The organism is Acinetobacter sp. 18QD2AZ41W, assembly GCF_009829025.1.
Classification (GTDB): Bacteria; Pseudomonadota; Gammaproteobacteria; order Pseudomonadales; family Moraxellaceae; genus Acinetobacter; species Acinetobacter pseudolwoffii.
Genome location: NZ_WURP01000017.1, coordinates 21,568 through 37,207 on the forward strand (window position 1 = coordinate 21,568; position 15,640 = coordinate 37,207).

General features: G+C 41.3%; 17 protein-coding genes. 12 read left to right on the top strand and 5 right to left on the bottom strand.

Annotation, left to right across the window (positions count from 1 at the left end):
- Positions 1-2: 2 nt before the first annotated feature.
- The 10 genes from GVV58_RS13955 (at position 3) to GVV58_RS14000 (ending at position 8,223) form a co-directional block, all read left to right on the top strand.
- Entirely contained in the window at positions 3-1,622 is a 1,620-nt protein-coding gene (locus GVV58_RS13955) for a hypothetical protein (protein ID WP_159516787.1), read from the top strand.
- A gap of 53 nt (positions 1,623-1,675) precedes the next feature.
- Entirely contained in the window at positions 1,676-2,902 is a 1,227-nt protein-coding gene (locus GVV58_RS13960; RefSeq protein ID WP_159516788.1) for a hypothetical protein, read from the top strand.
- On the top strand, positions 2,892-3,248 hold the full coding sequence (locus GVV58_RS13965) for a carboxypeptidase regulatory-like domain-containing protein (protein ID WP_159516789.1): 357 nt from the start codon (positions 2,892-2,894) through the stop codon (positions 3,246-3,248). Before GVV58_RS13960 ends, GVV58_RS13965 begins: the two co-directional genes overlap by 11 nt.
- Positions 3,245-3,634, top strand: a complete 390-nt coding sequence (locus GVV58_RS13970) for a hypothetical protein (protein WP_159516790.1) — start codon at positions 3,245-3,247, stop codon at positions 3,632-3,634. The genes GVV58_RS13965 and GVV58_RS13970 overlap by 4 nt, the downstream gene beginning before the upstream one ends.
- Positions 3,635-3,648: 14 nt before the next feature.
- Positions 3,649-4,797 carry a hypothetical protein gene (locus tag GVV58_RS13975; RefSeq protein WP_159516791.1) on the top strand — a complete coding sequence of 383 codons (1,149 nt, stop codon included), beginning with the start codon at positions 3,649-3,651 and terminating at the stop codon, positions 4,795-4,797.
- A gap of 13 nt (positions 4,798-4,810) precedes the next feature.
- Entirely contained in the window at positions 4,811-6,754 is a 1,944-nt protein-coding gene (locus GVV58_RS13980) for a hypothetical protein (RefSeq protein WP_252721275.1), read from the top strand.
- On the top strand, positions 6,735-6,968 hold the full coding sequence (locus GVV58_RS13985; protein ID WP_159516792.1) for a hypothetical protein: 234 nt from the start codon (positions 6,735-6,737) through the stop codon (positions 6,966-6,968). The genes GVV58_RS13980 and GVV58_RS13985 overlap by 20 nt, the downstream gene beginning before the upstream one ends.
- Before the next feature lie 80 nt (positions 6,969-7,048).
- Entirely contained in the window at positions 7,049-7,375 is a 327-nt protein-coding gene (locus GVV58_RS13990; RefSeq protein ID WP_004646469.1) for a hypothetical protein, read from the top strand.
- Entirely contained in the window at positions 7,356-7,658 is a 303-nt protein-coding gene (locus GVV58_RS13995) for a hypothetical protein (RefSeq protein ID WP_159516793.1), read from the top strand. Before GVV58_RS13990 ends, GVV58_RS13995 begins: the two co-directional genes overlap by 20 nt.
- Positions 7,639-8,223: a glycoside hydrolase family 19 protein gene (locus GVV58_RS14000; protein ID WP_159516798.1), complete on the top strand. Its 585-nt coding sequence runs from the start codon at positions 7,639-7,641 to the stop codon at positions 8,221-8,223. Before GVV58_RS13995 ends, GVV58_RS14000 begins: the two co-directional genes overlap by 20 nt.
- Positions 8,224-8,357: 134 nt before the next feature.
- Here GVV58_RS14000 and GVV58_RS14005 read toward each other — a convergent pair whose 3' ends face one another.
- Together GVV58_RS14005 and GVV58_RS14010 are read right to left on the bottom strand one after the other, a co-directional pair.
- Complete coding sequence (locus tag GVV58_RS14005) at positions 8,358-9,032, bottom strand: hypothetical protein (RefSeq protein WP_159516794.1); 675 nt, start codon at positions 9,030-9,032, stop codon at positions 8,358-8,360.
- A 372-nt stretch (positions 9,033-9,404) separates the two neighbouring features.
- Complete coding sequence (locus GVV58_RS14010) at positions 9,405-10,268, bottom strand: alpha/beta fold hydrolase (RefSeq protein WP_100355333.1); 864 nt, start codon at positions 10,266-10,268, stop codon at positions 9,405-9,407.
- A gap of 117 nt (positions 10,269-10,385) precedes the next feature.
- Here GVV58_RS14010 and GVV58_RS14015 point away from each other — a divergent pair, with 117 nt between their 5' ends.
- On the top strand, positions 10,386-10,844 hold the full coding sequence (locus tag GVV58_RS14015; protein ID WP_005097113.1) for a hypothetical protein: 459 nt from the start codon (positions 10,386-10,388) through the stop codon (positions 10,842-10,844).
- Between the two features lie 82 nt (positions 10,845-10,926).
- On the opposite strand, the gene GVV58_RS14020 is transcribed toward GVV58_RS14015, so the two are convergent.
- The gene (locus tag GVV58_RS14020; protein ID WP_005097112.1) at positions 10,927-11,145 is read right to left on the bottom strand and encodes a hypothetical protein; all 219 of its coding nucleotides are present in this window, start codon (positions 11,143-11,145) and stop codon (positions 10,927-10,929) included.
- A 584-nt stretch (positions 11,146-11,729) separates the two neighbouring features.
- Positions 11,730-13,016 carry a branched-chain amino acid transport system II carrier protein gene (brnQ, locus tag GVV58_RS14025; RefSeq protein WP_159516795.1) on the bottom strand — a complete coding sequence of 429 codons (1,287 nt, stop codon included), beginning with the start codon at positions 13,014-13,016 and terminating at the stop codon, positions 11,730-11,732.
- Between the two features lie 350 nt (positions 13,017-13,366).
- On the opposite strand from brnQ, the gene map reads away from it, so the two are divergent.
- Positions 13,367-14,161, top strand: a complete 795-nt coding sequence (map, locus tag GVV58_RS14030) for a type I methionyl aminopeptidase (RefSeq protein WP_159516796.1) — start codon at positions 13,367-13,369, stop codon at positions 14,159-14,161.
- Positions 14,162-14,393: 232 nt separating this feature from the next.
- Here map and GVV58_RS14035 read toward each other — a convergent pair whose 3' ends face one another.
- The gene (locus GVV58_RS14035) at positions 14,394-15,293 is read right to left on the bottom strand and encodes a LysR substrate-binding domain-containing protein (protein ID WP_159516797.1); all 900 of its coding nucleotides are present in this window, start codon (positions 15,291-15,293) and stop codon (positions 14,394-14,396) included.
- Positions 15,294-15,640 lie beyond the last annotated feature (347 nt).

Genomic DNA, 15,640 nt, shown 5'->3' on the forward strand with positions numbered 1-15,640 from the left:
ATATGTCTTTTTATTCTCCACAAACATCAGACATTCAGGGTCAGCAGGTTGAACTAAAAGCCCTTAATACTATTGATGTTCAAGTTAAATACCGTGATACATCCGGCTCCAATTCAGCAACCCACACAGTGACGGCCAACAAGTTAAAGCTGGATTTATCCTCTGGCTTTGATGAGCAGATTCTAACAGGCTCAGCCCGATTCAAAGTCGGTGCTGATACTTTCCTAGACCGTACTGGCTTGCTGTATCGTAATGTGAATCCAGCCAATAACAGCGGAATTCAGTCTGGTGTCATTCAATATGGCACCGGTATTATTGAAATCGACTCATGGACACCGAATGCAGATAACACAATTACACTGGAATCCTTGACCACCACAACCGACTTTTTACCGGTCAACAAGATCAGTTTCAGAACACCAATCATGCCAATCCGGCCTCAGTCTTTAACTGTGGTTGTGGGCACCATTGAATTTGGTCAGCTCACATTAACCGCCGATGAGAATGGGGTGATTGAGACCAGCCGGGCGCATGGTCAGGTGAACTGGGATAATGGCTTTGTCACGATTTACTTCTACATTAAAACCAAAATTACTGAAGCCAATCGGGCAGACATTGAAGCGAATGATTGGTATGACCCACTACTCGAATATGATGATCTAGATGGTCGTTATATTAATGTGCCAGTCTGGGTCGATGCTTCATCTGTACGTTATAACGCAGTCGCGTATACCTACATTCCTCTGGATTCTGAAATCCTGGGCTTATCTGCTACTCGATTACCGATTGATGGCCGGGTGCCGATCTTTCGGGTCGGTGGCATTGGTATTGTCAGCTCAAGCAAAGCTCAAGAGCTACCCAGTGCAATTGCAGGCACCACATACGATTTGAATGATCAGCGTATTTCATGGGCTGAACTTGAAGATGCTAACGGAACGAAAGTCGCTTTCGATTTGTACACAGTCGATTATGACTATGGACGCGTAACATTGGGCGGTGACTTCGTCCTAGGTAATCTGGTTGCACCACTGACAGTGAAATACCGCTATCAGGATATGGGGCTGATCCGTGATGTACAGATTAATGGCCAGCTCACTTTTACCAAGCCCTTAACTCATAACTATGATGCGGTGGATACCATTGTGGGATCTGCATTGGTTATTGGTGATATGCAGGCTCGATACACGCGGAAATTTGTGCAGCAGACTTGGAGTAATATCTGGAGTGATAGCGCTTCAGGCACAAACATTTCATCAAACTACAATGATGCACTGTATCCAATTGCCGTGACAAATAAAGGTGCTATTCAGGAACGATGGGCAATTGTCTTCACTAGCGGAGAGGCTTTTTATTGTGTTGGTGAATATACAGGTCGACTAACGCTATCTGGTTCAATTAATGCTGATTATTTACCACTTAATCCAGTGACAGGTGTTCCATACTTCACAATTAAAAAGGAAGGGTGGGGAACGGGTTGGGCGAATGGCAATACATTGAGATTCAATACTATTGCCGCAAACTTCCCAATATGGGTAATTCGCACTGTGAAGCAGTCTGAGCCAGTAGTTTTATCAGATCAGTTCCAGATCATGCTGCGTGGTGATATTGACCGCGTTGTTTAAAATTAAAGTCAAATATGACCGCTTTATGCGGTCTTTTTTATGGGTGAATAAAAATGGCGATGAAGCAGACACAAACAAAGTTATTTGATTTTAAAGATGTTGGTTTGGATTTTTGTGCTGGCTCCAAAAGCCTCTTTCCAGATCGTTTTAAAAAGATGTTTGCACTCGGCTATAACGCCCAAGCCGTATTGAGTGTGGTGGTAGCGGGTAATCAAGTTACATTTACTTATGGTGGTGCACATGGTTATGCCGCAGATCGAGTTTTAAAAGTTGATTCAGGTGCTTTAGCAACGCTTCATGAGGGCGAATTTTATATTGACTCTGTTACTACCAATACCATAACAATGACAATTGACGGTGCACCAACCTCAATTCCAGGTGGATTCTCTACTCGTATTGCGCCAATAGGCTGGGAAATAGTGTATGAGTCTGGACTTATTCACATCTACCAGTTTAAGGATCTAGATGAGTCGGATTTATATCTTCGCCTAGCCTTCCAACCAGGCGAATTTCATCGCAACACCGTTATGCCCTGTATTGGTAGATTGGTTGATTTAATAAATGGAACAATTACAGACCAAAACGCGTACGCTAATGGAAAGTCTGGAAATAATTCCGCTAAATCCATGCCTAAATGGGATTTTACGGCTAATTTCTCAGGAACATACAATAATTACTCATATAACCAAGGGTTAAGTGTATTTGGGAAGGGAGTTGTAGTAGGCAGTCTTTATCATATTCTGATAATGAGTAATATTGAAACATATAACCCTGTACATACAGTGCTAAACGGGTTTGTTCCTTGCTCCACGTTGAGCTTTGGAGCTATAAATTTACCGATGCTATTTACATACGCCACTAGCACATCAGCAGAAGACATCCGATCTTCTCACTATGGTGAGTCTTTTGGAGGTTATGTTGGTAATACTCGTGTTTCATTTATTCAAGATAATGTTGTATCGGGTATGCCATTTAAAGCACCCCAAGCTTTCTCTTCTTTTACTCAATTAGCCCCGTTTAATACGACAACAACAGAACCTATCTCAATTTATGAGTATTCAACAAAGCAGTTTCTTGGTTTTGTAGCAGGGGGAGCTTATATCGCCAAATATGCTGCAACCAACCAACCCGTTATGACTAGGTCAAGCGCACCATCAAAAACGTACGAAATTGATTTTGAAAATCCAGTTTATTTGCACGGGATTGGAAGTTATAGCGCATCATCTACAGCCTTGGTGGTTATTGCAGTTCCGGTAGAGGAGATAAAAATTGGCGCTTAAACTTTCTCGATTCTTTTTTGGTGGCTATAACCCAGATCATTTAAGACTTATGGAGTTTGGTTACAGTATTTTGAGGTTGCCACGCCCTATCATCACTGTATTAAATGATAATCAAGGTTTTGGTCAGATCAAAGGAACCACAAAGAAAATAGGAAATAAATACCCATCTGTAAGTGTCTGCTGTTTTAAAAGGTCTAACCGACAATTGCTATGGGAAATTAAGTCAGGATCAGATGGTACATATGCTTTTAGAAACATTGCAGTCGGCTTGGAATGTTTTGTAGTGGCATTTGATCCAGATAATCAATACAACGCAGCAATCCAAGACAAAGTGGTGGCCAAATGAGTCAAACATCAATTAAAGCTCGGCTTGCCATGATCCAAGCCTTTGCAAGTTTTATGGATAGCGGTAGCCAAAGTGCTACCGTTATTTTTTACGAAGGTATGCAGCCAGCTAGTCCTGTGGTAGCGGCAGATTCAAGCAATACCTTGGCAACACTAACTTTCCCAGAGCCATGTATCAAAGAAACCACATTAACTTATGTAGAGCTTCATCCAACCAACACTGCCACCGTGGTTAGAGCAGGCACAGCAACATGGGCTCGTATTTTCAATGGTGCGGGTGAAGTGGCAGCGGATCTAACTGTAGGTACAGACATATCTTTAGCCAATACCAACTTGGCTTTGGGCGGCACATTGTCAATCACCTCAATCAAACTTAGACCTGCTTAATGGAGTCAATTGGTATGGCTTTTAATAAATTGGAATTTGCACAGTTTGGTGATTTTGATAAATTCACAGTCTATCGCTCCCTGCTCCCTATCGCGGTAAATAACTTACCAACAGCCTTAGCTACTGACATAAAAACCATGTTTTATGTCGATAATAGTATTGTGATTGGTCAGGATTATCATTATTTGGTGGCCTGTCATCGTGGTGATGCGGTGCAATATAGTGATTCTATTTTTTACGCATTCCCGCTTCTTGGGCCTGTGGGTGTTAGCCTGATCTCAAATCCAAATGGAAATGAACAGGACCTAATCGTCACCTGGGGCAACCCCAACCCATGGGCTGTAACTCCACTTATTTATTTAAGCACCTCACCATTTACAATAGACACATTGCCTGCACCAATTGTTGCAGGGGGAAATTCACATACTTTTCCTTCTGTGGCGGAAGGTACCACTTATTATGTAATGGTTGAGTTGTCTTATGGTGTGGCAAGAAAATTCAGCGATCTTAGACAGATCACAATGGAATTTGATAAACCTACCGGATTCTGGGCCTTGGCTGTAGCGTGCTGGGGGACAGCTCAATTACCGCAATTCAATAAGGATTTAACAACAGAACCAACTTGGCCGGCTAATTTTAGCAGAACGAAAGATTTTATTGCTTATACTCGCGCTTACAATAATGATGGGGCAATCTTCACAAATGACATCGCTACCAAAACTATTGCCAGTGACAAGATATTGAATCAAAGGTTTGAGCTTGTAGTCTCTGCAGGAACATACAACAGCAATTATGGTCGTATGTTCCTAGAATTCTTGGATGCATCAAATAACGTAATTGCGGCCTTAAAAGTGGACAAGGGTACGAGTAATTTCGGTTCTACATTGCAAATTGGAAATACGCTTGAAACGGTAGCAAGTCTTGCATCTACAGGCTCGAATCCCACAGCAAATGGCTATTTAGACATATTGCCGACAGGTATTAAATATACACCCGTCAATCCTGCCGCAACGACAAAATACAATGAATACACATTTGTAAAAAATATGTCTGCAGTCAGCAAGATTAGAGTATCGATGTTGGCAGCCTATCAGCCGCATAGCCGTTATGCAGCAGGCAATCCAACTGGGTCATCGGCTTATGTCTATCTGAAATTAATTTAAAGATGAAAATGATATGAATGAGCAAGACCCAAAGTACAACCCTTATGGATTGATCATTGTTTATCAGGAAGCATTGGTCAAGACCAGCCTCCAGTCGCCTTATGATATTCACGTGACTTATGTGGATGAGGAATGGGAGGATGATGAAAGTACCGATGTTGTTGGTCAGATAGATACTGTTTTAGATACGAGCTTTAGTTTTGAAGTCGAAGCGGTATTTGTTGAAAACTTATGCATCATTGATGCGGTTTTAGACATTGAGTTTCAATTTGAACTTAAGGCACTATTCGATATCAATCACCTGGTTGGTGTATCTGTAGGTTTAGGTTTGCGGTACAGAAAAGCCATTACAGCTTTAAGCAGCATAGAAATACCATGGGCCAAGCCAATATTAAGAGTCTCGAATGAGGCTCTTTTTTATGACCAGGGCTTGGTGATTTCCAATCAGACAAATATTCAGTATGAGCAAGCAGGGTCATTAACCCGGGCGATCAGGTCGCTACATGAGCAGGCAACCGGTTTAAGTTCTGATGCGCACGTGATCTGGGAAGAAGCTGATAAGCGCTTCATTCATCAGCGATATTTGCATCAAGAAACAATCAAGCTGCGCCATAACCGCGAAACAGTCTGGCAGGAAATGATCCGCCGGCGTAAGACTTTTACTTATTCACATGAAGTGGCTCAAGTCTTTGAGCACCGATTTTCATTTGAATGGGATAAAAGTCTAGAGATTATCACCAAGTCGGATTTGCCCTGGGATAAAGCCAAAGCGATTCATTACCGCAAGCATCCGGTTTTACATTGGCCAAAGCCTGAACCTGAGCCATACCAAGGCAGTACAGATTTAAACTTTATCTGTCTCTGTCATGACGTTGATTCACACAATGTTGTTTTAAATTTTGGTGCAGATGACTGTATTCCAGCACTGCCGAACAGAAACTGGTGGTATATCGTGAACACATTAACAGCCGAACGACTGGATACCGGCGAGAAAATCAAAGTCATGGATGGCACTTACAGTACCAGCCGATCACAGTGGTGCTGGACCTACTCAATTACTGTGGCTCATACGGAAAAAGACAAGCTGCAACCAATCAATGGTCAGCCTGTGGTTCTCAAAGTCATAATCAATGGCTTTGAGCATCATATTCTGCTGGAAGATCCAGAAGAAACCCGACGTTTTGCCAGTATTCTTTACACTTACCCAGGCCGAAGTGTCACAGCTCTGAACTCAGATAAATATGCACCTTCACGCTCATTTATCCAAGACAATGAACGAACTTCTGTGCAGTTGGTGCAGGCTGAACTGGATCGGGCCAATGCAGGTACTGTTTTGGATTGGAAGCTCATTGATGAACTGGGATGGATCGTTCCGATCGAAAGCCTGAGTTATGCAGAACTTGCACCCATTGATGCAACCAAACAGGTGGTTGATGCAGGCGGTGGCTTTATCTATAGCCAGAAGGTAGGCAACACACTGACTATTTTACCCCGGTACCAGAAAGGCTACTGGGATACGATGACAGTTGATGACTATGATATTTTGTTATCAGAAAGCCTGGTGATGCAGCAAAACATCAAACAGAACGATGAATATATTGCTGACTTTAATGCCATTACTGTAGTGAATAGCCGTAGCGGTGAAAGCCTGAAAGTACAGCAACGAGGAACTTCAGGCGATGTGCCACTAGAAACAGTCACTGGTTCACTATTCAATCTGGTGTCAGGTGCCAGTTATGGCAAAAATGAATTGGTCAAAGCCAATATTCAGGAGCTGCATACCTTTTCTGATATTCCGGTGAGTTCGGAAATTGGCGAGATGCTACCAGGTAAATCGATTGCATTTAATGGCCAGTGGTGGGGTGTGATTGATTCGGTTTCAGGTAGCTTTTCACACGAAAAGGTCAATGAAACCATTACTGTGGAGCGTATCAGTCGTGACGAATCCCTTATTTGAATTGCGAAAATTACTTAATCCAACTCATGCTGAATACATTGGCGTCATTACATCGGTCAATCATCCGGAATACCGGGTACAGATTGATGGCGGTTCGGGTCCGGTACTTTGCACATCCGGCACAGCTTATAACTTGGGTGCCCGAGTTTTTATTGCAAACCAGGTGATTTTAAGGCCCGCACCCACTGGCGAGTATTCAGAAATAGAAGTCTAAACTTAACCAAACAACAGCACCTTTTTAGGTGCTTTTTTATTGCCAAAAAATAGGGGTATGTATGACTAAAGGGGATGTATATGGACTTTCTTAGTCAAGTATTGGAAAGCATAAAGAACCATTCACACATCCTTTTTACAGGTGTGCTGGGTGCAACTTTTGGCTTTCTATTAAGCAAGGAGCCAACCCGGGATCGCTGGATAGGGTTCTTTGCTGGTTTCATTTTATGTGTGGTCTTTGCTAAACCGGCAAGTTTATTTCTTGCTAGCGGAAATTACCCAGAACTATTTGGTTTCATTCTGGGCGCTGCTGGTAAAAGTACAGCTGAAGCATTGCTGAGTTTGGCTCGATCAAGAGTTCTTGGTTTGGTCAAAAAGGAGAATGAAGATGCTGCTAATCATAAGTAAGACGGCATTGGTGTTGTTTATAGTTTCGTTTGGAATCATGGTATTTCACCCAAAAATTCAACTACCAAAGCACATCGATTTTCTTTTGATGCTGTCAATTATTTTTGGGGTGGCACTCTTTGTGAAAGATGATTACTCACCCAGCCCAGCCGGAACCCTTTTTTACACCACAGTAAGCATTGTATTTGTACTCTTCACTCGACAGCTTTATATCTGGGGGAAAGAAGGTGCACGTCCTAAATTTTTTAATACGGATAAAGATGATGAACACCACTCAAATTAAAAAACTCCAGCGAACAGTAGGTGTGCATGACGATGGCATCATCGGGCGTGGCACCTTGACTGCGGTATTTCGCAAGCTTGGTGCTAGTCAGTTGCGTGCTGAAGAATTGGGTCTAGCTGCCAATGTCCACCTGCGAAACTTTGGCATTCTGGACAACTCGCTTCGTTTTATTCATTTCCTTGCACAGCTTGCACATGAGTCTGGTAACTTCCGATATATGGAAGAAATTGCATCTGGTGCTGCGTACGAAGGTCGAAAGGATTTGGGTAATACACAGTCAGGGGATGGCAAGCGATTTAAAGGCCGTGGCCCCATTCAATTGACTGGACGTGCCAATTATCGCAGATACGGTCAGCAGCTCGGCATCGACTTTGAAAACAATCCTGAGATTGTGGCAATCCCAAGTATCGGCTTAATGGTTGCCTGTAAGTTTTGGTCTGATAATGGCCTGAATGCTCTGGCTGATAAAGATGATGTGTTGACTATTACTCGCCGGATCAATGGTGGCACCAATGGCCTAGCGGATCGTAAAGCGCACTTATTAAAATTAAGAGCACTTGTTTAATAAAATAGATAAATGCCCTCTAATGAGGGCTTTGTTTTTTACTTTAATAAATAATTATTGGCTGCACAGCTTATTCAATTACGATGAATGTGAATGTGGGGATATATGTGAAGGCTTTTTAAGGATAGTAATTTTTAATTTTCTTTAAGGGATGCTGTGTATTTTCGAATGAAATTTCTCTCTAGCTTTCTTAAGGATTTTTGAAAATCATCAAATGCATGAAGAATTGTCAGTATATTGGGCGGGGTGTCTTGAAATCCTGTTTTTATTATTTTTTTCCTAAATTTTCTAAATTCACTTTTATAGCTTTTTAAGCTATCTACAGTTTCAATAAAATCATCATGAACAATTGCTAAAGTTTGTATTGACCTAGTTAGTATTAAAAAACAGAGATGCAGTTCTGATAAGTTATTACACAAATTTTCATAGGTTAATTTGTATGCTTCAGAGTCTACTGGGCTTTTGCTATCTTGAGATTGATAATACAAATCCTGAATAGGAATATATTGTCGAGTAAGCATAAGATCAAAATCTTCAAAATTTTTAATGATATTATTAATGAAGGCAACATCTATGTTTTTATTATGAATTATTCTCCAGTCATTAAATAAGTAAGCTGCAATAATTGCCGCACCAAATGTTGCTAACCCACCAAAAAGACCACCAGCAAAGCTCAAAGCATCCCTGAATGAGTCTTTTGGATTTTCAGCAGGAAAGCCAATCCAAACAATAAAAAATGAAACTATTGCTACAACCCCTATACCTACAGCTGTACTTATTAAGACGACGGTTATTTCTCTTTTTATCAACTCCTCACCCCACTCAAAACCACATAATTACTCTGCAAATTTAAAGCCCACCCAGACTCCTTCCTAAAAATCTCTCCATTATTAATCGTGTATTCTATGTAAAAGTAGATCCATGTTTTCATTTTTCCATCCATTCTTTTTATTTCAAGATGAGTGATATAATAAGCATAAACAAGAAGTTGTTAGTTGTGGATAACTTTAGGATTACGCCAGTTTTTCGCCAGTTATTTATAAGTATTTGTTTTCAGACAATAAAAAGCCCCATGGTTAGGGGCTAGTCGTATATAGGTCAAGCCCATATACTGTAAGAGGCTCATCTCAAACTGAGTGTATTAGAACATAGCAGCTTGCAAATAACCATCTAAATCTGATTTAAACCGTCAATTGTTGTTCAATCACCGGCCATAAGTTTTGATGTGATTTTTTAAACATCAGCATATGGCCAATGGCTTTATGCGCATATCTTTTAGGTTGAAGCTCAATCATCTGAGTGTCTGCATTGGGGTATAAACGCAGTAAATCTTTTACATTTGCTTCTGTTGCAATTTCATCATCCGATGACCAGATCGAAATAATCGGGCAGGTGATTTGAGCATGAAAATCTGAGCGTGGTAATAGGGTTTTACCCATTGCATTCATGACATAGCCCGGTTTGCTACAGAACTGTGCCCATTCACGCGCCACATCTTTAGGCAGATTTTCGCCCATGCCAATCGCTTGAGTTGGAGCATATCCTTTGCTCATACGGGCCAGTGGGAAAATGAGATTGAACATGACCGGCGCCAGCAGTTTGGTTTTACCTTTAAGTCCTTTGACATGTCCGGTTGAGCCAGCAACAGCCACCACTTTTGCGACTTTGTCATAATTTGGTACGATCCCCAGAAGCTGACCACCAGCACTATGCCCCAGCAAAATCACTTTTTCTGCATGAGTACGTGCTAATAAAGCATCAATCGCGGCGGGAATATCCAGTTGACCCCATTGCACAATGCTGGCTTTGGACTGTTTTAAAGGGCCTGCGAGTGACTCACCAATTCCCCGAAAGTCAAAGACCAGTACCGCATAGCCCTGAGCTTGCAACCAGATGCAGAAATGATGATAAAACTGTTGGGTAATACCTGTGGCAGGACAGACCAATACCGGACGTTTTTCAGATTCTGAAGAAGCCGCATAAAAGCGTGCACTTAAGTGATAGCCATCCTGGCACTGTAGAGTCAATGTTTCAAATTCAGACATACGATACACTATGATTTTAGCTTCCTGATGAAGCTTTAACTTTATACAGTTTTTGAAGGGATGCTTGCGCAAAGCATGACTTAAAAGTCAGTAAAATAATAGATATGGAATGAGCTTATGCTATCAATGGAACTTGCACTGGCCGTTAAAATCGCCATTATTTTTAGTGGAATATTCTTGTGGATTGGGATGTTTACCGGGGTCTGGAAGTATTGGCAGATCCGTCAATCACCACAGTCACGCGCACATTATTATGTCGATATTGCCCATCGTAGCAGTCTGCTATATGCACCAGCGACGCTAATTCTGGCAGTTCTGGCATATTATTCCGATTTATCCAGTGCCATGAATTTGATCTGCGTACTGGTGAATATCGTATTTTTTAGTTTTTCGATTGCAGCTTATATGCTGCATGGTTTCCTGCAAGATACCACCAATCAGTTTAAGCAACCGCATCAACTGGGTCGGTTTCATCTACCTGGCAGTCTGATGAGCTTGGCAATGCTGGGATTAATTATTGCAGAACTTGGAGGAACGGGGATTTTACTCTATGGCGCATTTGGTGGGCTATTTTAATTATTCTTAAAAGTAATATTTTGGTTTTTTTACCAGATGGATGACTGGCCACATCATCCATCTGGGCTAATTTAAAATTTGATTATCGGTATTTCTGGTCTATGGCAGCCCACAGGAAGAAAGCAGCTGAGACGATCAGCGCATAACCAAAGTATTCAAGTTTTAAATTACCTTGAATTAAGCAATGGACGGTTAAAGTCAGCATAAGTGCAAAAGTGGTGCATATAAATGTCACCAGATTGGTGTCGTTGGCTTTAAGAGCGTCAATGAAGACTTGCTTGTTGAAATGTAATGATAACATCTCCATCCCTCCCATTTATTTATGTTATTGAAGACTAAAGCAGATTAAGTTAGTCAGAATTGAACATACAGTTGTACTGTTTAATATCAGCCTTTGCAACCATCGGGCTGCACTTTCAAGGTCAAAATGGCCTTCTTTAGTCGTAAAAATACATAATCAATTGATTAGTAAAGCATTATATATTCAGATTACACCTCCATATCGTCATGAAAACAATAGCTAGCAATTGTTTGATGTGAGCAGATAGAAAATGCAAATTCTACGCCAAAGATATGTAGTGTTAATCAATAGAATGTAAGACTGTGTATAAGTCAGAGGGCAAGATGGTTTAAGTCAGCAACAACAGGTATCTAAAAGCTAAAATTCAAAAAGTTATTTATATTTATATTAAAAATAGGATCATTCGAGCCTGATTATGAATCACACTTTCTGGAAAAAGCACGAGTAAATAGACACACAGCGATGATTTGATATTGTCTGTAAGAAGCAATAAAAGTCCGTTTGGGTAAAACCTGACAATTATTGATCACGCTAAAACCGGATTTTGGGTAAAAATACGATCTTTATCAGACAGCCTAGAAAGATTAGTTTCTAATACGGTCAATCACAGCTGCAATTAGCAATACAATCATGGATGGAATAAACCAGGCCAGATTCTGTTCTGAGAGCGGCAAATTTTGTAGTACGACAGGCAACTCAAAACCAGCAACTTTTATTCCATCAAAAATACCGAAGATAAATGCCACTAGCGTCACTGGTGCAATCACATGAGACGGTTTTTTGAAGAAGCTAGCGCAGAAGCTCAATAAAATCACACTAATTGCAGGTGGATAAATCGCGCTCAATATGGGCACCGAAACGGCAATCAGTTTGGTTAAACCCAGATTTGAAATAATCAGTGAGAAACCGACCAGAATAAATACAAAAATCTTGTATGGAATTTTAGTCAAACTGGAGAAATATTCGGCACAGGCGCAGGTCAGGCCAATCGCAGTCACCATACAGGCAATAAAAATCATGCCAGACAGGAAATAAGCACCCATATCACCAAAGGCATGTTGTACATAGGCATGCAGGATAATGGCACCATTGGCTGCATTCGGTGCAATTTCGTGGCTACCGAGTCCGAGTTTAAACAGACTTAAATACACCAGTGTTAAACCAATACCGGAAATAATGCCGGCATTCACCGCATATTTGGTAATCAGTTTTTTATCGGTTACACCACGTGAAGTAATCGCTTTCACAATCACGATCCCGAAAACCAAAGCACCTAAAGTGTCCATGGTCAAATAACCATTGACGATGCCTTCAGTCACCGGACTGGTAACGTAATTATTGATCGCTGCCGGTGGATTGCTGGCAGGAATCATCACGGCTGCTACACCCAAAATGATCAAAGAAATAATTTTAAGTGGCGACAGGAAATAGCCGACGGTATCCAGAATCTTGTTGGGATATAAGGACACGATGGTCACCACAGCAAAATAGATGATGCTGTAAATGAGCAGGCTGCCAGATTCATTACCAAAGTAAGATGAAAAACCAATTTCATAAGAAACGGTTGCGGTACGTGGCGTCGCAAATAAAGGACCAACAGCTAAGTAACAGATTACAGTCAGTAAAATGCTGGCTGCTTTGCCAAGAGGCGAGCTTAGTGCCTGAATGGAGCCTTCAACGCGAGACAACGCAATAATGGTGATCACGGGTAAGCCGACTGCTGTAATAAGGAAACCTAAAGCAGCGAGCCATACGTGTTCACCGGCTTGTTGAGCCACAATCGGTGGGAAGATAATGTTGCCCGCACCAATAAACAGTGCAAAGGTCATAAAACCAAGGGCGACAATATCCCGGGTACGCAGACTTGTCATAAAGGGAGATCAATAGAACAAAAGAAAGCGATTTTAGTGTATATGTCCAATTTTTTGGAGTTTATTTTAAGGCTGGAAGCCTTGATTCTAGTGAGTTTGCAGATCACATAACCGCTCATTCAAGTCTTGGTAGAAATATATGTTTGATAATTCGCTGAAAAATATATTTTTCCTTATAAGCTCAAAAGATATCTACACTTGATATCAAAATATGTCAGTTATTGTTTGTATAAATAAGCAGCAGTGAAAATTCCTATTTCAAGGAAAATTGCTGTGCTGAAACTCAACAACTGCGACATATTTCGCAAAAAAGGGATTATAATTCAGGGATTCATAGTGAGGATAGGTATATGCGAGCTCCAGCGATTAGTCTTAAAACTGAGCAAGATGTTGAAAAACTGCGGATATCTGGGCGTTTGGCTGCAGAGGTTTTAGCGATGATCGGGGGGCATGTCAAGCCAGGTGTCACGACTGAATATCTGGATGATCTCTGTCATGATTTTATTGTCAATACATTAAAAGTGACGCCAGCCAATATTGGCTATTATGGCTATACCAAAACCACCTGTATTTCACCGAATGAAGTGGTTTGTCATGGCATTCCATCATCAAAAGTCGTTCTCCAAGATGGCGATATTATCAATATTGATGTGGCCATTATTAAAGACGGTTATTTTGGTGATACCAGCCGGATGTACTATGTTGGAACACCATCTTCAGAAGCCAAGCGACTGGTCAATACCACTTATGAAGCCATGGTGGCCGGGATTCATGCGGTGAAGCCGGGCGCGACCTTGGGTGATATTGGTTATGCGATTCAAACGGTCGCACAGCGTGAAGGCTATTCCATTGTGCGTGAATATTGCGGTCATGGCATCGGCAAGGTCTATCACGAACAGCCAAACATTCTGCATTACGGCCAGCCGGGTCAGGGCATTAAACTGGTCCCGGGTATGGTCTTTACCATTGAGCCGATGGTGAATATGGGTAAAGCTCGTGTCAAAGAACTAAAAGATGGCTGGACTGTGGTTACCACGGATAAATCGTGGTCTGCACAATGGGAACATATGGTTTATGTGACCGAAACCGGATTTGAATTACTCTCTCCATGGCCTGAAGGCACGGGTGATTATCCGGAAATTTAAAATTTTGACGGGATTTCTGTTAAAAACTTTTGACTTGCCAAATTTACAAGTTCATCGTTTTTGCTGACAAAAATATACAAAACACTACAGCAAAACAATGGTTTGAAAATAGAAGTCTGGTTAGACTGAGAATCAGTTACAAAGTTTCCTTTTTTATTCACTGTGCTGTAGTGACCTGTTTCTCTAGCTCATTTTTCCCCAAGAATGAGCTATTTTTTTGTCCATATTTTTATTAGCTATGGTTTAATTCTGCGACCAGATAGTCAATAAATACCCGGACTGCAGGCAGCAGACCGCGACGTGAGGGATAAACCGCATGAAAAATACCATGCGGTGCTTTCCAGTCAGGTAAAACCCGTACCAGTTCGCCACGTGCCACATACTGCTCTACCACGTTATCTGGCAATAAGGTCACCCCGCAGCTTGAAGCCGCAAGTTGCGCCAACATATTGAGGTCTGAACCCAATACAGTTGGACTGACCCGAATTTTCTTTTGTTCTTGCTGCTCGTTTTGTAAGGTTAGAAACTGTTCGGTATGGTCTTCGGCCATACTCAGGATTTTATGTTCAGCCAGTTGCTCTGGTTTTTTTAGTTCACCAAATTCATTTAAATAACCCTGACTGGCGAATAAATGCTGCTCAATTTTTTCAAACTGGCGGATCACCAGATTTGGGTCATCATCCAGGCTGGAACGGACACGTAAGGCCAGATCAAAGCCTTCATTGATAATATCGACCCGGCGATTGGTGATCATCATCTGAACTTTAATTTCTGGATATTGCTTGAGGAAGTTTGGCAGGATTTTGGCGATTTCATTCTGGGCAATTAAAACCGGCAAACTGACTTTAATCGTACCACGCGGTTCGGTACTAAGATGATCGACCAGATCATGTGCTGCCTGTGCTGCATTTAACATGACTTGTGCATGGCGGTAAACGTTCATGCCAATATCGGTGACCGCAAAATGACGCGAGCTGCGTTGAATCAGGCGGACACCTAGACGTTCTTCCAAGTTATGGACACGACGGCTAAGCTTGGATTTAGGGATGTCTGTTGCACGTTCGGCTGCGCTAAAGCCGCCATGTTCCACCACCTGTGCAAAGCAGTAAAAATCATCAAGATCAGTCAGCATTCCAAAATTCCATTTATGCAACAATCTGCTGATTAAAAATTGATTGTTACGTTCTGTCAATTAAAAAAATATTGAAGTTACTAAAATTTAAAAGCCAACACACTCGATAATGTGATACATAGGCGCTCATTTATAATGTCTGGAATCTCATTACACCACAGCTAAGTGGTGATTCATTAAAAAAATTGCCATTCAATATATAAGCTTAGATAATAAATAAATTTCGTATTAGCCGTCGATGTAAAGTTCAATCAGTTTGAATAATTATGCTAGGGCGTGTCCTCATTTGAAAAATTGGTTTTAAATACTTAAAATCCTCCTTTAAGCTCTTTTGATTTCTATATTTT

Excerpts from the sequence above, each read along its gene's own strand:
- GVV58_RS13955 (WP_159516787.1), top strand. The coding sequence starts at position 3 with ATGTCTTTTTATTCTCCACAAACATCAGACATTCAGGGTCAGCAGGTT.
- GVV58_RS13960 (WP_159516788.1), top strand. The coding sequence starts at position 1,676 with ATGGCGATGAAGCAGACACAAACAAAGTTATTTGATTTTAAAGATGTT.
- GVV58_RS13970 (WP_159516790.1), top strand. The coding sequence starts at position 3,245 with ATGAGTCAAACATCAATTAAAGCTCGGCTTGCCATGATCCAAGCCTTT.
- GVV58_RS13975 (WP_159516791.1), top strand. The coding sequence starts at position 3,649 with ATGGCTTTTAATAAATTGGAATTTGCACAGTTTGGTGATTTTGATAAA.
- GVV58_RS13980 (WP_252721275.1), top strand. The coding sequence starts at position 4,811 with ATGAATGAGCAAGACCCAAAGTACAACCCTTATGGATTGATCATTGTT.
- GVV58_RS13990 (WP_004646469.1), top strand. The coding sequence starts at position 7,049 with ATGGACTTTCTTAGTCAAGTATTGGAAAGCATAAAGAACCATTCACAC.
- GVV58_RS13995 (WP_159516793.1), top strand. The coding sequence starts at position 7,356 with ATGCTGCTAATCATAAGTAAGACGGCATTGGTGTTGTTTATAGTTTCG.
- GVV58_RS14000 (WP_159516798.1), top strand. The coding sequence starts at position 7,639 with ATGAACACCACTCAAATTAAAAAACTCCAGCGAACAGTAGGTGTGCAT.
- GVV58_RS14010 (WP_100355333.1), bottom strand. The coding sequence starts at position 10,268 with ATGTCTGAATTTGAAACATTGACTCTACAGTGCCAGGATGGCTATCAC.
- GVV58_RS14015 (WP_005097113.1), top strand. The coding sequence starts at position 10,386 with ATGCTATCAATGGAACTTGCACTGGCCGTTAAAATCGCCATTATTTTT.
- GVV58_RS14020 (WP_005097112.1), bottom strand. The coding sequence starts at position 11,145 with ATGTTATCATTACATTTCAACAAGCAAGTCTTCATTGACGCTCTTAAA.
- brnQ (WP_159516795.1), bottom strand. The coding sequence starts at position 13,016 with ATGACAAGTCTGCGTACCCGGGATATTGTCGCCCTTGGTTTTATGACC.
- map (WP_159516796.1), top strand. The coding sequence starts at position 13,367 with ATGCGAGCTCCAGCGATTAGTCTTAAAACTGAGCAAGATGTTGAAAAA.
- GVV58_RS14035 (WP_159516797.1), bottom strand. The coding sequence starts at position 15,293 with ATGCTGACTGATCTTGATGATTTTTACTGCTTTGCACAGGTGGTGGAA.